The 18,676-nt window shown below is 72.0% G+C and carries 19 protein-coding genes and 1 pseudogene; 5 read left to right on the top strand and 15 right to left on the bottom strand.

The features are described from left to right. Positions 1-109: 109 nt before the first annotated feature. Both SLINC_RS41030 and SLINC_RS41025 read left to right on the top strand, forming a co-directional pair. Positions 110-445 carry a hypothetical protein gene (locus tag SLINC_RS41030; RefSeq protein WP_067443499.1) on the top strand — a complete coding sequence of 112 codons (336 nt, stop codon included), beginning with the start codon at positions 110-112 and terminating at the stop codon, positions 443-445. Positions 446-522: 77 nt separating this feature from the next. Next, positions 523-921: a VOC family protein gene (locus SLINC_RS41025; RefSeq protein ID WP_067443498.1), complete on the top strand. Its 399-nt coding sequence runs from the start codon at positions 523-525 to the stop codon at positions 919-921. 13 nt (positions 922-934) lie between these two features. Here the strand turns inward: SLINC_RS41025 and SLINC_RS41020 are convergent, their stop codons facing one another. From SLINC_RS41020 to SLINC_RS41010, 3 genes and pseudogenes are all read right to left on the bottom strand, one after another. Beyond that, positions 935-1,942, bottom strand: a complete 1,008-nt coding sequence (locus SLINC_RS41020) for an NAD-dependent epimerase/dehydratase family protein (protein ID WP_225988459.1) — start codon at positions 1,940-1,942, stop codon at positions 935-937. A 27-nt stretch (positions 1,943-1,969) separates the two neighbouring features. Next, complete coding sequence (locus SLINC_RS41015) at positions 1,970-2,923, bottom strand: GNAT family N-acetyltransferase (protein ID WP_182449263.1); 954 nt, start codon at positions 2,921-2,923, stop codon at positions 1,970-1,972. An 84-nt stretch (positions 2,924-3,007) separates the two neighbouring features. After that, positions 3,008-4,108, bottom strand: a pseudogene (locus SLINC_RS41010) (pectate lyase family protein); the annotation flags it as partial. 321 nt (positions 4,109-4,429) lie between these two features. On the opposite strand from SLINC_RS41010, the gene SLINC_RS49715 reads away from it, so the two are divergent. Together SLINC_RS49715 and SLINC_RS41005 are read left to right on the top strand one after the other, a co-directional pair. After that, positions 4,430-4,702, top strand: coding sequence for an AsnC family protein (locus SLINC_RS49715; protein ID WP_225988458.1), 273 nt, complete (start codon positions 4,430-4,432; stop codon positions 4,700-4,702). Then, positions 4,585-5,448: an Lrp/AsnC family transcriptional regulator gene (locus SLINC_RS41005; protein ID WP_225988457.1), complete on the top strand. Its 864-nt coding sequence runs from the start codon at positions 4,585-4,587 to the stop codon at positions 5,446-5,448. The genes SLINC_RS49715 and SLINC_RS41005 overlap by 118 nt, the downstream gene beginning before the upstream one ends. 16 nt (positions 5,449-5,464) lie before the next feature. Here SLINC_RS41005 and SLINC_RS48235 read toward each other — a convergent pair whose 3' ends face one another. The 5 genes from SLINC_RS48235 to SLINC_RS40985 all read right to left on the bottom strand — a co-directional run bounded on the left by SLINC_RS48235 (position 5,465) and on the right by SLINC_RS40985 (position 9,881). Then, a complete protein-coding gene (locus SLINC_RS48235) occupies positions 5,465-5,635 on the bottom strand; it encodes a hypothetical protein (protein WP_159425394.1) in 171 nt (56 codons plus the stop codon). 50 nt (positions 5,636-5,685) lie between these two features. After that, positions 5,686-6,795, bottom strand: coding sequence for an acyl-CoA dehydrogenase family protein (locus tag SLINC_RS41000; RefSeq protein WP_067443496.1), 1,110 nt, complete (start codon positions 6,793-6,795; stop codon positions 5,686-5,688). A gap of 28 nt (positions 6,796-6,823) precedes the next feature. Then, a complete protein-coding gene (locus tag SLINC_RS40995) occupies positions 6,824-8,374 on the bottom strand; it encodes a serine/threonine-protein kinase (protein ID WP_067443495.1) in 1,551 nt (516 codons plus the stop codon). 167 nt (positions 8,375-8,541) lie between these two features. Next, complete coding sequence (locus SLINC_RS40990; protein WP_067443494.1) at positions 8,542-9,042, bottom strand: metallophosphoesterase family protein; 501 nt, start codon at positions 9,040-9,042, stop codon at positions 8,542-8,544. 26 nt (positions 9,043-9,068) lie between these two features. Continuing rightward, positions 9,069-9,881 carry an SAM-dependent methyltransferase gene (locus SLINC_RS40985; RefSeq protein WP_067443493.1) on the bottom strand — a complete coding sequence of 271 codons (813 nt, stop codon included), beginning with the start codon at positions 9,879-9,881 and terminating at the stop codon, positions 9,069-9,071. A 224-nt stretch (positions 9,882-10,105) separates the two neighbouring features. On the opposite strand from SLINC_RS40985, the gene SLINC_RS40980 reads away from it, so the two are divergent. Beyond that, positions 10,106-12,049 (top strand): glycosyltransferase family 2 protein, encoded by a 1,944-nt coding sequence (locus SLINC_RS40980; RefSeq protein WP_067443492.1) that lies wholly within the window; start codon positions 10,106-10,108, stop codon positions 12,047-12,049. An 83-nt stretch (positions 12,050-12,132) separates the two neighbouring features. Here the strand turns inward: SLINC_RS40980 and SLINC_RS40975 are convergent, their stop codons facing one another. From SLINC_RS40975 to SLINC_RS40945, 7 genes are all read right to left on the bottom strand, one after another. Further along, complete coding sequence (locus SLINC_RS40975; RefSeq protein WP_067443491.1) at positions 12,133-12,936, bottom strand: class I SAM-dependent methyltransferase; 804 nt, start codon at positions 12,934-12,936, stop codon at positions 12,133-12,135. Beyond that, the gene (locus tag SLINC_RS40970; RefSeq protein ID WP_067443490.1) at positions 12,933-13,175 is read right to left on the bottom strand and encodes a hypothetical protein; all 243 of its coding nucleotides are present in this window, start codon (positions 13,173-13,175) and stop codon (positions 12,933-12,935) included. Before SLINC_RS40970 ends, SLINC_RS40975 begins: the two co-directional genes overlap by 4 nt. Continuing rightward, entirely contained in the window at positions 13,172-14,149 is a 978-nt protein-coding gene (rfbB, locus tag SLINC_RS40965) for a dTDP-glucose 4,6-dehydratase (protein WP_067443489.1), read from the bottom strand. Before rfbB ends, SLINC_RS40970 begins: the two co-directional genes overlap by 4 nt. Continuing rightward, positions 14,146-15,213 carry a glucose-1-phosphate thymidylyltransferase gene (locus SLINC_RS40960; RefSeq protein ID WP_067443488.1) on the bottom strand — a complete coding sequence of 356 codons (1,068 nt, stop codon included), beginning with the start codon at positions 15,211-15,213 and terminating at the stop codon, positions 14,146-14,148. The genes rfbB and SLINC_RS40960 overlap by 4 nt, the downstream gene beginning before the upstream one ends. 72 nt (positions 15,214-15,285) lie before the next feature. Continuing rightward, a complete protein-coding gene (locus SLINC_RS40955; protein ID WP_067443487.1) occupies positions 15,286-15,465 on the bottom strand; it encodes a hypothetical protein in 180 nt (59 codons plus the stop codon). A gap of 197 nt (positions 15,466-15,662) precedes the next feature. Next, positions 15,663-16,082: a CBS domain-containing protein gene (locus tag SLINC_RS40950; RefSeq protein WP_067443486.1), complete on the bottom strand. Its 420-nt coding sequence runs from the start codon at positions 16,080-16,082 to the stop codon at positions 15,663-15,665. Between the two features lie 56 nt (positions 16,083-16,138). Further along, positions 16,139-18,595, bottom strand: a complete 2,457-nt coding sequence (locus tag SLINC_RS40945) for a SpoIIE family protein phosphatase (RefSeq protein WP_067443485.1) — start codon at positions 18,593-18,595, stop codon at positions 16,139-16,141. Positions 18,596-18,676 lie beyond the last annotated feature (81 nt).

Genomic DNA, 18,676 nt, shown 5'->3' with positions numbered 1-18,676 from the left:
CCTGTGACCAGCCACTTGATGCGCCCTTGTCGCGACCAGCCCTTGCGCGCGTCCTCGTTCACTTCACCGCACTACCCTGGTTCCGCGACGACGCCGACGGAGGGCCCAGGTGAGCGAGAGCGATCCGCACATCCACGTGGAGCAGGACGTGGTGCAGGCCGGCTCCGACGTCCGCGGCCTGATCGCGTCGACGGTGGGCCGCGCGCCCGACGCGCCGAGCGTCGTCACCACCGGTTGCGGACACCGGGTGCCCTACGCGATGACCTCTGCCCGTCCGGAAAGTGTCACGTGCCTCGCCTGCCGGGAGCATGCCCACCGGGAGTGTCTACGCTTCGCCGACCAGGTCGAACGCCTGAGCCGAATGCCCGGCGCGACCGTCACCGGTGACCAGGCGGCCTCGGCCGTGGCCCGGCTCCGGGACCTCGTGAAGAGGTTCGCCACCTGAAGTGAAGAGACTCACCGCCTGAGGCGCCGTGCAGGCACGGATCCACCGCTCCCGGGCCGTCTCCGTACACTCATGGCATGGCATGCCGCATCAGTGAGCTGGTCCTCGACTGCGCCGACCCCGAGCGGCTCGCCGCGTTCTGGAGCGAGGTCCTCGGCTATGTCGAACTCGGCCGGGAGGACGACGGAAGCATCGAGATCGGGCCGCCCGACGTCGGTTTCGGCGGCCCGCAGCCCACTCTCGTCCTCAGCCCCAGCAGTGACCCGCGCCGGGGCAAGCTCCCCCTGCACATCGACGTCAACGCCACCGATCGCGACCAGGACGCCGAGTTGGAGCGGCTGCTCGCTCTCGGCGCCAGGCCCGCCGACGTCGGCCAGAGCGGCACCGAGAGCTGGCACGTCCTGGCCGACCCGGAGGGCAACCAGTTCTGCCTCCTGCGCACCCGGCTCCGGTCCCTCCCGCCGCCCACGTCCTGACGCGGCGGTCCCGTCAGACGACGAGCGGGCTGGCCACCTTCAGCTCGCCGTGCTCGATCAGCCGGCGGACGGATTCGAGCACGGCGTCCTCGGGTTCGTAGCGCGGCGCGTAGCCGATGAGGCTCTTGGCCTTCTCGATGCTGAAGCAGTGGTCGCGGTGGAGGTGGTCCCAGCTCTGCTCGGCGTACTCCGAGCTCGTGGTCTCGCGGAACTGTTCCCAGGTCACCGGCTCCAGTGACGCGGTGTGTCCGAACCAGCCGGCCGCGATGTGGGCGTAGCCGCGGACGTTCAGCGCCGTGGGGGCGACGACGTTGAAGTCCTCCCCCGCCGCCGCGTCCCGGTGCTGGATCGCCCGTTCGAAGGCCTGGGCGACATCGTCGGCGTGCACATGGTGCATCAGGTCGGCACCGCCACCGGGAACCCGGAGAGGCCGGCCGGCGGACAGCGTGGTCCAGACGGCGGGATCGAGGTTTCCCAGCGGACCGATCGGGTGCCAGCCGGGACCGACGATGTGCCCGGGATGCAGGGAGGTGGTCACCAGGCCCCCGGAGGCGCTCTCCTCCTTCAGCATCCGTGCGATCCGGTCCTTCTGGATGCCGTACTCACCGACCGGGGCGGTGCCGCCCGGGTGCTCGGAGATCGGCAGCTTGTGGCTGGGGCCGTAGCGCCACACGGTGCCGCAGTGCAGCAGGTGTCCGACCTCGCCGCGCAGCCGCTCGACCAGTGCGATGGCCGCCCCCAGGGTGAAACAGACCAGGTCGACGACGACGTCCGGGTTCAGCCCGGCCACCCGGTCCCCGAAGGTGCCCTCGGCGTCCTCCCGGTCCCGGTCGGCGACGACTCGGCGCACCTGCCGCCATTCGGGGGCATCGGCATAGGCGCTGCGGGTGCCGCGGCTGATGGTGACGACGTCGTGGCCGGCCCGCACCAACCGGGGGACGAGGAAGGTGCCGATGTGCCCGCTTCCGCCGATGACGAGGACTCGCATGTTCTTCCCATCTGCCGCGACCAGGGTGTTCACCGGGTCACCTACCCGCGCGACCGGTCCTCAGCCCGCGGTCGCGGTCTTGATGAGCGGCGCGTCCCGCGTGAACCTCCGGAACCCTACGCCGTAGTACAGGGCGCGGGCCTGGGGATGCCCCGGCGCGCCCAGGCAGGCGACCGTCGCGTGGGTGGCCCCGGCCGCCCGCGCCAGACGCATCCCGTGCAGCAGCATCGCCCGGGCCAGCCCGCGACGCCGGTGGCCCGGATGCGTGCCGACCGGTTCGAACTCGGCGGTCCTGTTCGCCTCGTCGAGCCACATGATCGTGGATGCGGCCATCGTCCCGTCCGGCGCCTCCACCAGGAGGTGCAGGTCGCCGCGGTACCCGGGCGCTTTCCGGACGCCCTCATAGGCCTCGGCCGTGTACGCCGAGGGAGCCCAGGCGTCCAGATGGGCCCGCACCGCGGCCTCAGGCCCGGCCTGGTCGGCGGTGCGGAACCGGAAGCCGTCCGGCAGTACCGGCTGTTCGACGTCGGTGAGGTCCCGCTGGTTGAGCTGCGTCCAGGACCCGGTGTCGCCGAGCGCGGCCGGGTCGGTCCCGTAGCCGTGCGCCGACCATCGTGTCAGGGCGAACTCGTCGGCGGCGCACGCGAGCACCGTACGGTCGAGGCCGACCGCCGTCCCGTCGTACCAGTCGATCACCTCGTCCAGCAGCCCGGCGTGGTCGGGGTGGACCTGATGGGCCAGATAGGCGCCGGTGACGTCCTTGACCGACCCGTCGTTCCGCCGCACCCGGTGCGGCAGTTGGGCCCAGCCCCACGCCACCGGGTCCCCGCCGGAGAACCACAGCCGACGCGTCCAGCTCGCGCCGTCGGCGGCATGTCCCTTGCCCCAGTTCCAGGCCAGTTCGCCGAACGACGCGTCGCTGTTCACCAGGTCCGGACGGGCGGCGGTGACGCGCTGCGCCAGCCCCTGCATGAGCCGCAGGTCCGTGGCGGTCACAGGTTCGAGATCTGTCACAGTGCGCCACTGTGTCAGGACCCGCTCACGGCCGTCGATCCGTTTTCTGATGTTGAACCGTTTTCTGACGTCGGATGCCTCCTAGCACTTGCCGTCCGACACCTGGAGCCCCTTGTTGGCGCCGGCCGTCCGGTTCACGATGCTCGGGACGCAGCCGGCCGCGTCGAGGGTGTGGGAGTAGGGGATGCCGATCGTGGTGTTGGACTGCGGGTTGGGTCCGGCCGGGTGGTTCTCGCTGCCGGGGGTGGACCAGGTCACGTTGTCGAAGGTGTTCCCGCCGACCTGCCAGTACCCGGCCGCGTCGGTGTAGAAGGTGCCCAGGACGTCCTTGGAGTCCTCGAAGTAGTTGTTGTCCACCTTGGCCCGCGCGCCGGCGCGGGAGTTGATGCCGGACTCGTTCAGGCGCAGGTAGTGGTTGTTGTACATGTGGGCCGTGCCGCCGCGCAGCAGGGGGGCGCGGGAGTCGATGTTCTCGTACCGGTTGTGGTGGTAGGTGATGTAGCTGTTGGAGAGGTCGCTCTCGCTGGAGCCGACGAGGCCGCCGCGGCCGGAGTTGCGCAGGACGCTGTAGGACAGGGTCACGTACTGGGTGTTGTCCTTCATGTCGAAGAGGCCGTCGTACCCCGCCGACTCGCCGCCCGACGCCTCCAGGTTGACGTGGTCGACCCAGACGTTGCGGACGTTGCGCTCCATGCCGATGGCGTCACCGCCGTTGGACGTGGGGGAACCCGACTTCTTGACGTTCCGGACGGTCACGTTCTGGATGACGATGTTGCGGGCGTCGCGCAGGTGGATGCCCAACTGGTCGAACACGGCGCCGGCGCCGACGCCGACGATCGTGACGTTGCTGATCGCCTTCAGCTCGATCACGCCGGCGGCGGTGTTGCAGCTGCTGCCCGACACCTTCGTGGTGTTGCCGTGGTTGATGGTGCCCTCGACCTGGATGGTGATCGGGGTACTGGCACTGGCCCGGCCGCACAGGGCGGCGTGGATGGCGGTTCCGGTGGTGGCCTTCACCGTCTGTCCGCCCGCGCCGCCGGTGGTCCCGCCGTTCTGGGTCGCGTAGCCGGTGACGCCGCCGGTGGCGGCCGACGCCTCGGGTATCGGCAGCACGGCACCGGTCGCCGTCGCGAGGCCCGTCATGGCCAGTGCCGCGCAGAGCCGCAGTGCGACTGTTCGCCTCATCTCGGTTCCCCATTCGGTCGGTTGCTCGGTGTCGGCCTGCCGGTGGGCAGACCGCTCGTGGGCCCTGAAGGGGGTGATCCGGTGCGGTGGAGCACGTGCGGGCAGCCGGCCCCTTGCCCTGGCGGCTCCCTCGCGCGACGATGCGGCTGGTTCAACGACATGAACGGCCACCGGACGGCCGCACCCCGCATCACGGATAGGAAGCGCTTTCCCAGGAACGTAGGCAGTTGCCGTGAACGCGTCAATAGACGTGCACATGATTAATATTCATGTGTCTGAACGAATGAGCGTCGGCCGGGCACGGGAGTGCAGGATGTGGGCATGCTGGATGACCTGGACCGTGCCCTGATCCACGCGCTGCACATCGACGGCCGGGCGCCGTTCAACCGGATCGCCACCGCCCTCGACGTCCCCCGCAGACCGTCGCCCGTCGCTACCGCCGGCTGCGCGGCGAGGCGCCCCTGCGGGTCGTGGGGTTGCCGGACCCCGATCGGGCGGGCCGGACCCAGTGGCTGCTGCGGCTCACCGCCGCGGCGGGCTCCGCGCAGGACCTGGCCCACGCGCTCGTCCGGCGGCGGGACACCTCGTGGGTGAAACTCACCTCCGGCGGCACCGAGGTCGTCGCGATCATCCATACGCCGACCGCGGCCGAGGCGGGCAACTCCCTGCTGCTGCGCGACATTCCGCGCACCAGCGCCATCACCGCCGTCTCCGCGCACTGCGTCCTGCACACCTACCTCGGCGGCCCGACGTACTGGCGCCGCAGCGCCGACACCCTGGACGAGGACCAGCAGCGCCTCCTGCGCGAACAGCAGGCGGCCGAGACCTCGTACGCGCCCGTGCCGCGCCAACTCACCGAGGGTGACGGCGACTTGCTGCTCACCCTTCAGAAGGACGGGCGGGCCAGCCACGCTGAGCTGGCCCGGGCGACCGGGTGGTCCCCGGCCACCGTGGCGCGCCGGCTGGCGGACCTGCGGGCCGGCGGCGCCGTCTTCTACGACGTCGAGGTGGACGCCGGGCACTTCGGCGCCCACACCAGGGCGCTGCTGTGGATGTCGGTGCCCCCGGCCCAGCTGGAGAACGTGGCGACGACGCTGGCGGGGCACGACGAACTGGCCTACGTGGCCGCGACCACGGGGCCCACCAACCTGGTGGCCCAGGCCCTGTGCCGCGACCCCGCCGACCTGCACCACTACCTGGCCCGGCGGCTGGGCTCCCTGGACGCCGTCCACCGCATGGAGAGCAGCCCGGTCCTGCGCAGCCTCAAGGCGGCGAGCCCCGTCGTCACGGATCCGGCCCGCGCCAGGAGGCCGCCCGCCCCGGACCGCGCGCGGCTCTGACAACCCGTGGCCCACGCTACGAAGCGTCGGCCATCATCCGGCTGGTCACGAAGCCGGTCACGACCAGCGCCACGGCGACCCAGAAGGCGACCTGGACGGCGTGCAGGGCGGCAGGCGCGCCGCCGTCACCGGCGTTCCCGACCGGGTCGCCGCCACCCAGGCGGCCCGTCGGCGCGGCCGCGCGCATCGAACCGGTGGACGCCTTCCGCCACTGACCGGCCGGGGCTGTGGTGCCGCTCAGAGGTAGCCGGGGAAGGGCCGCACACCCGTCAGCACCGCGCCGACGCCGTCGTACATGCCCTCCTGGAGGAAGGCGTGCTGCGGTACGACCGAGGCGTCACGCAGGTGCCGCTCCAGGGGGTTGCCGGAGGCGACGGCGGCGATGCCGCCGAGCCGGTAGGCGCTCTGCGCGACCTCGAAGGAGGTCTGGGCCAGGTGGGCGGAGGCCAGCCGCAGCAGGCTGGTCTGTCCGGGGGCCACCGGGTCGCCCGCCTCGACCGTCGACCAGGCGTCGCCGGTGGCCTCGTAGAAGAAGGCGCGCGCGGAGCGGAGATGGGCCTCGGCCCGGCCGACGGCGATGCGGTAGGTGGCGCGTGCGGCGGGCTCGGGCGCACCGGTGTAGCCGGCGCGCCCGCCCTGGGCGATGACATGATCGAGCGCCGCGCGGGCCACTCCGAGGCCGACCACGGCCAGCACCTGGCCGGCGTAGGGCACGGTCGGATAGCGGTACAGCGGCTCGTCGACGGTGGGCCCGCCACCACGGACGAACGTCCACTCCTCGGCCACGACTGCGCCGCGTACCACCAGGTCGTGACTGCCGGTGCCGCGCAGCCCGAGGGCGTCCCAGTTCTCGTCGATCTCGACCTGCTCGGGCCGCAGTACAGCGGTCAGGGGACGCCCGGCCTGGTTCTCACCGACCCTGATCCCGACGCCGAGGACGTCCGCGCCGTTGCATCCGCTGGCGAACCTCCACCGGCCCGAGACCCGGTAGCCGCCGGCGACGCGTTCGGCGGGCTGGACCGGGAACAGGCCGCCCGCGAAGGCGACGTCCGGGCCGTCGGCGTACAGCAGGGCCTGTGTCTCCAGCGGGAGGGCGGCCAGATAGACGGCCGAGGAGCCGAAGCTTGCGACCCAGCCCGCCGAGCCGTCGACCGCCGATATCCGCTCGACGAGGCGGAGGAAGTCGGCGGGCGGCAGGGCGTCACCGCCGAATCTCCTGGGCACGCCGGCCCGGTAGATGCCCGCGCGTTTGAAGAGTGCGACGACGTCCGGCGGGACCTGCCGCTTCTCCTCGAACTCGGCCCGCCGCTCGGCCACCACCGCCAGCACCTGATCGAAACGCGTCATGGGGATCTCCTCGAACTGCGGGCGCGCCTCAGCTCCGGTGCGTCACGCTCACCCGGACCGCCAGTTCGCCCCGGTTGTCCTGGGAGCAGAATCCGGCAATGTCGTTCATGCCCAGTTGCAGGGTGCCGTTTCCGGCGGCCCGGAAGGTCAGCTCTCGTCCGACGGTGTGCACGGGAGCGTTCTTCACGCCGGCGAGGACGGCCAGCAGAGCGCCGAACGGTGCCGCGGGCTTGACCTTGCAGCCCTTCGCCCCTTCGAGCCGCCGGTCGGTCTCCCTGTCGTAGCCGGCCGACGCGGTCATGGGCATGTTCCGGTGGTCGGCGGTCCATTCTCCCGACACGAACCGCACCCTGACCTGGTCGCCCCGCTGAACGGACACGGCGGTCACCGGCTGCCAGCCGGTCGCCGACTGGACGACCTCACTGACGGTCGTCGTCCTCGGGTCCTCCTCGATGGGCAGCACGCCGGAGAGGAACAGCCCTCCGGCAACTCCCGCCGCCAGTACCGCCGTACCGGACAGTGCCCACCACAGCCGCTTCGGGCCGGCCCGGCGGGACGAGCGGCGCCGTGAGAGGGAGGTGGTGCTCCACGCCGTCGGCACGGGCTCCCCGCCCGCGGCGATGCTCCGCCGGTCCCTGGTCACGGTGTCCGCGTCGGCCAACGGTGCCGGGGACACCCGTACGGTCTCCGGTGGCAGCGGCTCCGCCCCGGCTCGCCCCGCGGCGACGCGCCCCAGTTCGGTACGCACGGCGGCCGCCGAGGGGCGATCCCGCGGGGACTTGCGCAGCAGCGCCTCGACGACCGGGCGCAGCGGGCCCAGCCGCTCCGGCAGCACGGGTTCCTCGTACGCCACCGCGTGCAGGGTCGCGGGTCCCGCCGGCCTGCGGAACGGGGACCGTCCACCGCAGACCGTGGCGAGTGTGACGCCCAGGGACCACAGGTCGGAGGCCGGACCGGCGTCCGCTCCGGTCACCCGCTCGGGCGCCATGAACTCCAGGGAACCGACGAGTTCGCCGGTGGTGGTGAGGAAGTCGCCGTCGTCCAGGGCCGCGATGCCGAAGTCGGTGAGGACGGCGTTGCCGTCGCGGCGCAGCAGCACGTTGGCGGGTTTGACGTCGCGGTGCAGGGCGCCGACGGCGTGTACCGCTTCCAGCGCGTCGAGCAGTTGCAGACCGACGGCGGCCGCCCGCTGGGGCGTGAGCGGTCCGGACTCGGAGACCCGGTGGGCCAGCGAGGGCCCCTCGACGAGCTCCATGACGATCCACAGCCGGTCCTCGGACTCGACCAGGTCGTGGACGCCGACCACGTGCGGGTGCGGCACCCGGGCCACGGCCCGCGCCTCACGGGTGGCCCGGCGCAGCCGTGTCCGGCGCTCCTCGTCGCCCGAGCCGAGGATGTGCAGTTCCTTGGCGGCCACCGGGCGGTCCAGCAGCCGGTCGTGGGCGCGCCAGACCGTGCCCATCCCGCCCCGGCCGAGGACCTCGTGCAGCTGATACCGACCGGCGATCAGCCGCTCCGCACCGCGCCCGGAACCCGTCGCCTGGTGATCGCCATCTCCGGATATCACGCGTTCGCTCACGTTTCCTTCCCGGCGGCCCGGTCGCCCACCGGACATCGTCCGTCCATTCGAACGGCCCGAGCATAGCGGAGTGCGGCGAGGCCTCCGCTCCTCAACTGCCTTGCCGTGAACCGCCTTTGACGAGCGGCGGCACCGCTGGGACGACACCGGGTGGACTCAAGGCCCGGCTACCGGAGCGGCAGCCGGTGCAGCTCCACATCCGTGAGGGTTCCGTCGTCGACGCTCGCCGTCATGTACGTGCAGTGGGGCTGGCGGCGGCGGTCGGTCGGGGAACCGGGGTTGAGCAGGCGCAGGCCGGTGGGGGCGGTGGTGTCCCAGGGGATGTGACTGTGCCCGAACACCAGGACGTCGGTGTCCGGGAAGCGGGCGGCGCAGCGCGCCTCGCGGCCCTGGGCGGTTCCGGTCTCGTGGACCACGGCGAAGCGCAGGCCGCCGAGGTCGGCGTACGCCACCTCGGGCAGCCTCGCCCGCAGCTGAGGCCCGTCGTTGTTGCCGTACACACCGACGAGTCTGCGGCTGTGGCTCTCCAGCAGGTCGAGGGTGGCCGCGTCGACCCAGTCTCCGGCGTGGAACACGACGTCCGCGCGCGGGAGTTCGGCGAGCAGCGGCGCGGGCAGGGCCTTGGCACGCTTCGGGAGGTGGGTGTCGGACATCAGGAGCAGACGCACGGGGTCAGCCTAGAGGGGCCCGGCGGTCAGGGCCTGCGGCCGACTCCGCACCACATGGGCAGCCGGCCGGGGGCGGAGTCGTCGTCGGGTCCGGGGCGCCACCGGGGCAGCTCCACGACCCCCGGGTCCAGCAGGTCGGTGCCGTCGAAGAACCGGGTGACCTCGGCGTGCGTACGGGGTGTCGCGCCGGCCCGCTCGGCGGCGCGCTCGTTGTAGACGCGCATCGACGCGGCGACCTCTTCGGCGCCGATGTCCGCGGCCGGGTGGGACAGCACCAGATGGCTGCCGGGGGCGAGGGCGTCCAGGAGCTCCCGCGCGATGGCGTGCGGGTCGTCGGTGTCCGGGACGTACTGGAGGATCGCGACGAGCATGAGGCCGACGGGCCGGGACAGGTCGAGGGTCTGCCGGGCCACGGCGAGGATGCGGTCGACGTCGCGCACGTCGGCCTCCACGTAGTCCGTCGCCCCCTGCGGGGTGCTGACGAGGAGCGCGCGGGCGTGGGCCAGGACGATCGGGTCGTTGTCGACGTACACCACCCGGGCGCCGGGGTCGACGCGCTGGGCCACCTCGTGGGTGTTGTCCGCCGTCGGGATGCCGGTGCCGATGTCGAGGAACTGCCGGATGCCCGCCGTCCCGGACAGCTCGCGGACGGCCCGCCCCAGGAAGGCGCGGTTGGCCCGGACGGCCGGGACGATCCGCGGGTTGGCCGCGGCGGCCAGCTCGGCCGCCTCCTGGTCGGCGGGGTAGTTGTCCCGGCCGCCGAGCCAGGCGTTGTAGACCCGCGCGGGGTGCGCCACGGAGGAGTTGACCGACGTTCCACCGGTCGGATGCTCGTGCATCGGCTCCGCTCCCCTCACCGCCGTTCGCCGGCCACCGCACACCGTAGTCGAACTCCCCCGGGAACAGGCCGCGTTACCCCTCTCCCCCGCCCCGCGCGGCACTTGAGGGCCGGGCTCGCCGAGCCGGGGGGCGAAGATGGACAACTCACCCCGTGGCGCTAGCATCTGCGGACGCGCATCAGCCCAAATCGTGCGGCGAGCGAACCAAGGGGGCCCGAAGACCGATGCCGGTCAAGGTCAGCGTCATCATCCCTGTCTACAACCCGGGGATCTACATCGAGGACTGCATCACCTCACTCCAGCGACAGTCGCTGCCCCCGGACGAGTACGAGGTGATCTTCGTCGACGACGGCTCCACCGACGGCACGCCCGCCCGGCTCGACGCGCTCGCCTCCGAGGACCCCCGGGTCACGGTCGTGCACCAGGAGAACTCCGGCTGGTCGGGCAAGCCCCGCAACGTCGGTATCGCCGCCGCCAAGGGCGAGTACGTCATGTTCGTCGACAACGACGACTACCTCGGCGACGAGGCCCTTGAGCGGATGTACGACTACGGCGTCGCCCATTCCGCCGACGTGGTCGTCGGGAAGATGGCGGGCAAGGGCAGGGGGGTGCCGGTGGAGCTGTTCCGCCGCAACCACCCGCGGGCGAGCGTCGAGAACGCCCCGCTGATCGACAGCCTCACCCCGCACAAGATGTTCCGCAGGGAGTTCCTCGACGAGATCGGGCTGCGCTTCCCGGAGGGCAGGCGGCGGCTGGAGGACCATGTCTTCGTCACCGAGGCCTATCTGCGGGCGGGCAATGTCTCGGTGCTCAGCGACTACGTCTGCTACTACCACGTCAAGCGCGACGACGCCTCCAACGCGGGCTTCCAGCGCTTCGACCCGGTCGGCTACTTCAAGAACCTGCGCGAGGCCCTCGACGTCGTCGACCGGTACACCGAGCCGGGTCCGGTGCGCGACCGCCTGCACCGGCGCTGGCTGCGGATCGAGATGGTCGAGCGGATGCGCGGCAAGCGTCTGCTGACGGCGCCGGAGGAGTACCGGCGGGAACTGTTCCGGGAGATCCACGGTGTGGTGGTGGAGCGTTTCGCGCCCGGTGTCGCTGCGGGGCTGCCGCTGACCCAGCGGATCATCGCCGCGCTGATCGCCGCCGACCGGCTCGACGACCTGGTGGCGTTCGCGGAGTGGGAGGCCTCCGTGGGCGTCCGGGCCGAGCCGGGAGCCATCCGGTGGGAGGACGGCGCGCTCAAGGTCGACCTCACCGCCGAGTACCGGGCCGCCGACGCGGTGATGACGTTCCCGTCGAGCCCGGCCGGTGCCGCGACCGACGGTGCCCCGAAGGACGTGACCGAGGCGATCGCGCTGGTCGGCGCCGACACCGTGACCGCGTTCGGGAAAGCCACGGCGGATCTGCTGCTGCGCGAACGTTCCTCCTCCGCCCAGTACTTCCAGTCGGTGGAGGTCACCCGGGAGATGGTCCCGGTGGGCGACGGCGAGCGGGTCCGGCTGGTACTGCGGGCCACCGCCACCATCGACCCCGCCACCGCCGCGGACGGTGTCCCGCCGGGCGGCGGCCTGTGGGACGCTCTCGTCCGCGTGAGGCTGGGCGGCTGGACCAAGGAGTGCCGGCTGGGACCGAGCCCGCGCAAGGGCGACGCCGCCGCGCCCGCCGGCGTGCCGGCCGACCGGGTGGTCCTGCCGTACTGGACCGCGAAGGGGCAACTCGCCCTGGACGTCGACCGGGCGACCAAGCGCCTCGGCCTGTCCGACCTCACCCGGGCGACCGTCACCGGCGACCGGCTGAGCGTACCCGTGCCGGTGTACATCCCCGGTGAGACCACCGTGGTGCTGCGGCTCACCGCCGCGAGCGGTTCCGTCGACGTTCCCGGCACGCTGACCCCGGACGGCGACGGGTCGGTGCTGGAGGCCGCGGTGCCGGTCGCCGAACTGGAGGGCACGCCCCGGCGGCTGGCCCTGTGCCTGGTCCCCGGCGCGGACGAGCCCCGCTTCCTGCCGCTGCCGTTCGGCCTGCGCGCCGGTTCCGGCACCGTACAGGTCGTGCGTCCTCCGGTGCCCGGTGCCGTGCGGAAACTGGCCCGCAGGGCGCGGCGTCTGCTCGGGCGGGTGCGGCGCGCGGCGGTGAACCGGCTCAAGGCCCGCCGTGCCTGACGGTACGGCTCGGGCCCGACAGCACGAGAGCCTGGGTCCGGACCCCGTTCGGGATCCGGACCCAGGCTCTGCCGAGCCGGAGCTCAGTGCTTGGCGGCGAGGTCCTCGAGGGACTTGCGCAGCGGCTCCCAGCCACGGGAGCGCGGGATGCCGAGGTTGCGGGCCTTGACGAGCGGCCGCCAGAACGGCGCCCCCACCAGCTTCTCGGGCGTCACCGCCTGCACCCGCTCCAGGATCGCCTCGGGCACCTTCTGCGGGTCGGGCACCTCGAACTCGGCCATGATCTCGTCGTACTTGTCGTGCAGCACGGTGTTGTCCGGGTCGGCACCGAAGACCACCAGCTGACCGGTGGGCTGCGTGTCGACCAGGACCGTCACCAGCTCAGGACGGTAGCGGTTGAGGATCTCCACGACCTTGTAGACGTCACCGGTCCAGGCACCGGTGTGCCGGTCGCGGGCCGCCTCGTCGATGTTGCGCGGCAGCATGTCGTCGAGGACGATCACGCTCCCCCAGTCCGAGTACTTCTCCACGTTCATGAAGTCGCGCAGCGCGTACTCGAACAGGTGCATGCCGTCGATGAACGACAGGTCGAGGCTGGTCTTCCGCCAGTAGCCGATCGGGCTGCGGCCGCGGCGCAGGTTGCGCAGCGGGTGGCGGCCGCCCTTGAGGTGCTGGAGGGGGTTGTCGCGAGCGAAGAAGTCGTCACTGGTCGCCTTCACCAGGTGGACGTCGGTGCGGATCTCCGTGACCACCTTGAAGGCGGGGTCGATCGCGATGCTGGGGACGCGGGACAACGTCAGGCTGCGGCCGTCGTTGACGCCGATCTCCAGGTAGTTGCGGTTGGCGCTGACCTTGTGCAGCTCCCGGAGGAACTCATGGCGTTTCACGCGGGGCACTCCTTGCAAATCCGGGTAAGGGCTTCGTGCAGGGCTGTGCGCCCCTCACGCAGCGACGGCAGGCCCAGGTGCTGCCGGCCGCCGTGCGCGAGAGCGCGATGTTCGTCGACGACGTCCTCGGTGTCGCGACGGAACCGGGCGGTGCGCGCGAAGGCGCTGCCGTCCGGGAGTTCGGGGGTCGGGACGGGCCGGCCTGGCAGCCCGGCGACGGCGTCGGCCGGTCGGCTCACGACAGGGCCTCCGCACGCTGCTTCAGGGGCTCCCACCAGGCACGGTTGTCCCGGTACCAGGCGACGGTGTCGGCGAGGCCGGCCGTGAAGTCGTGCCGGGGGCGGTAGCCGAGTTCGTCGCGGATCTTCGTCCAGTCGACCGAGTAGCGCAGGTCGTGGCCCTTGCGGTCGGTGACGTGGTCGACGCTGTCCCAGTCCGCCCCGCAGGCCTGAAGGAGCAGGCCGGTGAGGTCCTTGTTGCTGAGTTCGGTGCCGCCGCCGATGTTGTAGACCTCGCCCGCGCGGCCGCGGGTGCGCACGAGTTCGACGCCCTGGCAGTGGTCCTCGACGTGCAGCCAGTCGCGGACGTTGCCGCCGTCGCCGTACAGCGGGACGTGGTGGCCGTCGAGGAGGTTGCCGATGAACAGCGGGACGATCTTCTCGGGGAACTGGCGCGGGCCGTAGTTGTTGGAGCAGCGGGTGACGCGGACGTCCAGGCCGTGGGTGCGGTGGTAGGCCAGGGCGAGCAGGTCGGAGGATGCCTTGGAGGCGGAGTAGGGGGAGCTGGGCCGCAGCGGGTGCTCCTCGGGCCAGGAGCCCTCCTCGATGGAGCCATAGACCTCGTCGGTGGAGATGTGCACGAATCTCTCCACGTCGTGGCGGAGGGCGGCTTCCAGGAGGGTCTGGGTGCCCACCACGTTGGTGAGGACGAAGTCGGTGGCGCCGGAGATGGAACGGTCCACGTGCGACTCCGCGGCGAAGTGCACGATCTGGTCCGCGTCGGCCGCCAGTGTGCCGACGAGTTCGGCGTCGCGGATGTCGCCCTGGACGAACTCCAGCCGGGGATGGTCGAGTTCGAGGTTGTCCAGGGTGCCGGCGTACGTCAGCTTGTCCAGCACCGTGATCCGGGGCGCGTTGGGCTCCGGGGAGGCGAGCAGCGTCCGGACGTAGGTGGAACCGATGAACCCCGCGGCACCGGTGACGAGAAGGTTCATGTGTGGATCTGCACCTTGCTGTGGTCTCCGAGGACGAGGCGATGGGCGCTGGGCACCTTGGGCGCCGGGGTCACCTCGACGTGGCGGCCGATGAGCGAGGACTCGATCCGTCCCACACCGCGGATCGAGGAGTCCCGCAGCACGATGGAGAACTCCAGCTCGCTGTCGGTGACTTGGCAGTTCTCGGCGATGGAGGTGAAGGGTCCCACATAGGAGTCGACGATCTCGGTGCCGGCGCCGATGACGACGGGGCCGACGACGCGTGAGCGCACGATGCGCGCGCCCTCCTCCACGACGACCCGGCCGATGGTCTCGGACTCCTCGTCGGCCTCGCCGTCGATGCGGGGCTCCAGGGTCTCCAGGACCCTGCGGTTGACCTCCAGCATGTCGCCGACGTTGCCGGTGTCCTTCCAGTAGCCCTTGATGACCGTGGAGCGGACCTCGGCGCGGCTGTCGATGAGGTGCTGGAGGGCGTGGGTGATCTCCAGTTCGCCGCGCCAGGACGGTTCGATGGCGTCGACCGCCTGGTGGATGCGGGGCGTGAACAGATAGACGCCGACGAGGGCGAGATCGCTCCTGGGGTGTTCCGGTTTCTCCTCCAGGCCGATCACCTGCCCGTCCGGGCCGAGTTCGGCGACGCCGAAGGAGCGCGGGTCGGGCACCTGGGTGAGCAGGATCTGGGCGTCGGGCCGGTGGGTGCGGAACTCCTCGACGAGGTCGGTGATGCCGCCGACGATGAAGTTGTCCCCGAGATACATGACGAAGTCGTCGTCGGCGAGGAACTCCCGGGCGATCAGTACCGCGTGGGCGAGTCCGAGGGGGCGCTCCTGGGGGATGTAGGTGATGTCCAGGCCGAACTTCGACCCGTCCCCCACGGCTTCCTGGATCTCCGCGGCGGTGTCGCCGACGATCATTCCCACGTCGGTGACGCCGGCCGCGGCGATGGATTCCAGGCCGTAGAACAGGACAGCCTTGTTCGCCACTGGTACGAGTTGTTTGGCCGAGGTGTGCGTGATCGGCCTCAACCGTGTCCCGGCGCCGCCGGACAGCACGAGTGCCTTCATCTGCCTCACCCTAGCCCGCCCGAACGGACCATGGCGAGTGCGTGGCTTGGACGTTACGGCACCACCACGGGTTCAGTCCTCGCCGCGGACGATGTTCCCCTCCGTGACGGGCTGGGGAGCGTGCGGCACGCTCTTCTCCTCGACGGCCGGGAGCCAGGTCCGCAGGGCGTGCGTGCCGCGCAGGCGGCGGGCCCTGGACCACCCCGTCTCGGGCCGACGGGCAACGGGTTTCTCACTGGTCTGCGCGGTCACGGCGCTTCATCTTCCTTCTGTCGCTCTGTCGTTCCGACTGCCACAGACCCGCCGCGATTTGTCCGTGTGCGGCAGGTCTGTGTGCGGTATGTCCGTCCGCGCCTTCGGGTTCCCGTCCACGGTCCGGTCAAACAGCCGGGCGTGCCCTCCCGGGCGGCTCGCTTCCCTGTCCCTTTCCCTGTCACTCGAACGAGTGCTCAGGTGTTGGGGCGGGCCACGCTGATGTCACCCAGGGCGGACTCTGGGTCGCGTTCCATGGCCAAGTCACCGAGGGCGACGATGCCGACGGCGTGACCGTGGTCGACGACCGGGAGACGGCGTACGGCGTGCTCGCGCATGAGCGCGATGGCGCGGTCGAGGTCGTCCTCGGGGGCCACCGTGACCAGGTCGTCGCTGCACGCGCCGGCGACGGTGATCTGCTCGGGGTCGCCGCCGTCGGCGAGCGAGCGCACCACGAGGTCACGGTCGGTGACCAGGCCGCGCAGTTCGTCGCCGTCCGTCACCAGAACGGCTCCCAGATCCTGGTCGCGCATGATGCGGGCCACCGCGGTCACGGAGGTCTGCGGTTCCACGGTGACGGGCGCGGAGGTCATGATGTCGCTGACGTGCTGGGGCATGACGTGCCTCCTCGGTCGGGGGTCTCGGCCCGGGTACCCCCGTGGGCGGACCGTCCTCACTCCGGGAGCGTCAGTTCGCTCCAGACCTGCTTGCCGCCACTGACCGGCACGGTCCCCCACACCGCCGACACCGCCTCGACCAGGAGGATGCCGCGGCCGCCGGTGGCCTCCCAGCCGATGCTGGTGGGCTTGACCGGGGTGCGCGGGGAGCCGTCGGTGACCGCGACACGCAGCCGGTGGTTGATCCGGGTGAGGTCGAGGCGGACCCGGCCGTCGGTGTGCACGAGGGCGTTGGTGACGAGCTCGGAGACGACGAGCAGGACGGCGTCCATGTCGTCCGCCGGCACACCCCAGGTGCGCAGGGTGCGGCGGGTGAAGCGGCGGGCCTGGCCCACGGCCTGGGGGACCCGCCACACGGTCCAGCCCTCGCGCTGCGGGCGGGTGGCCATGCCGTCGTAGCGCAGCAGGAGCAGGGCGACGTCGTCGCTGCGGCGGGCGTTGCCGAGCAGGGCGTCGGCGACGAGGCCGAGGTCGGTGGGGTCGGAGACGGCCAGACCGTGCGCGAAGCGGTCCATGCCGACGTCGATGTCCTCCTCGGTGGTCTCGACGAGGCCGTCGGTGGTCAGGGCGAGCACGGTGCCGGGTTGCAGCCGGAGCGGGCTCATCGGGAAGTCGGCCTGGGTCACCACGCCCAGCGGCGGCCCGCCCTCGGCCTCGGCGATCTCCGTACCGCCGTCCGGGTGACGCAGCACGGGCGGCAGGTGCCCGGCGCGCACGCACCAGGCGGAGCCCTCCTCCAGGTCGACGTCGACGTAGGCGCAGGTGGCGAACAGGTCGGTCTCCATGTCCATCAGGAGCCGGTTGGCGTGGGAGACCACCACGTCCGGCGGATGTCCCTCGACGGCGTAGGCGCGCAGCGCGGTGCGCATCTGGCCCATGAGGGTGGCGGCGCCCGCGCTGTGGCCCTGGACGTCGCCGATGACGAGGGCAACGTGGTTGTCGGGCAGCGGGATCACGTCGTACCAGTCGCCGCCCAGTTCCAGTCCCGCGGTGCTCGGCAGGTAGCGGGCCACGGCGACCGCGCCGGGCAGCTTGGGCAGGCGGCGGGGCAGCAGCTGGCGCTGGAGCATGCCGACGAGTTCGTGCTCGGCGTCGAAGGCGTGGGCGCGCATCAGGGCCTGTCCGGCGAGGCCGGCGGAGGCGGTGAGCAGGGCGCGTTCGTCGGTGCCGAAGTCGTGCGGGCTGTCCCAGCCGATCAGACAGGCCCCGGCCATCCGGCCGGCGGCGGGCAGCGGCAGCACGGCGAGGCCGCCGGGGCCGACGTCGGCGAGGGCGGGCTCCAGGGCGGCGCCGGCGGGCCAGATCTGGGCCCGGCCCTCGCGCAGCGCGGCGGCGAGCGTGGGCATGGCGCGCACGGGGGCGTCGGGCCATTCGCTGCGCCACTCCATGCGCCACAGCTCGGGCCAGGCCTCCGGTTCGGGCGGGTCGAGGACGGTGACGACGAGCCGGTCGTTCTCCAGCTCGGCGAGGGCGATCCGGTCGGCCTGGAGCGGGCCGCGCAGCGCGGAGACGACGGCCTGGCTGACGTCCCGGACCGTGCCGGCGACGGCGAGGGCGGCGGCCAGGCGCTGCACCCGGGCCACGTCGGTGACGTCGGAGCGCAGGGTGGAGGCGTCGCCGACCGTGCCCACCAGCCGCGCCGGGCGGCCCTCGCCGCCGGGCACGAGCCGGCCGCTCAGCCTCAGCCATTTGGGCGGCCCGGTGGGCTGGAGCACCCGGAACTCCAGCTCGCGCTCGCCGATCGACATGTGGTCGGCCTCCACCACGGACATCAGCGAGGGCAGGTCCTCGGGCACGGTCAGCCCGAGCAGGGTCTCGACCTTGCCGTCGAACGCCTCACGGGCCAGGCCGAACAGGTCCAGGATGTCGTCGCCGACCTCGACGCGTCCGCTGTCCATGGCGAGGCTGAAGGCGCCCGACTGGAGTTCCTCGCCCTCGGCCGGACGGCCCAGGACCGGGCCGATCACGGCGTCGGCGACCAGTTCGAGACAGGCGCGGTCCTCGCTGTCGAAGCCGGCCGCCTCCTCACTCACGGCGAGCAGGCAGATCCCGCCGTCGCCTCCGTGCCCGGGCAGGGCGGCCAGGGAGAACTCCCGCGTCGGGGTCCGCCGGGACTCCGGGAAGACGGCGAGCTCGGCCGGGCCGAGCCAGAGAGGGTGTCCGGTGCGCAGGACCTCGGCCACCGGGGAGCGCCCGGAGCGGGTGTAGCTGTCCCGCAGGCCGTAGAAGGTCCTGGGGACGCCGACGGACTCGACCAGGCACAGCGGGTCGCCGCCCTGGCCGGGGGCGTACACGGCGGCGAAGGTCGCTCTCGCGAAGACCAGCGCCTGCTCCAGGACGCGGCGCAGCCGTTCGGGCGAGTCGGGATCGGTGGTGAGCGTTTTCAGGGCACCTTCGGCACGCAAAGTTCTCGTTCTGCGTCCCGCAGCGCCCTCACTGACCACGTCCGCCATTACAGCGCGTATCCGGCACGTGCGCAGCCCCTGTGACCGTTCCGTGGAGCTCGCACGGCGTCCGCGCTCGAAAGCGACCGA

It is taken from the genome of Streptomyces lincolnensis (assembly GCF_001685355.1).
GTDB lineage: Bacteria > Actinomycetota > Actinomycetes > Streptomycetales > Streptomycetaceae > Streptomyces > Streptomyces lincolnensis.
Note: the sequence above shows the minus strand (reverse complement) of the source record. Positions and strands in the feature narration are given on the sequence as shown.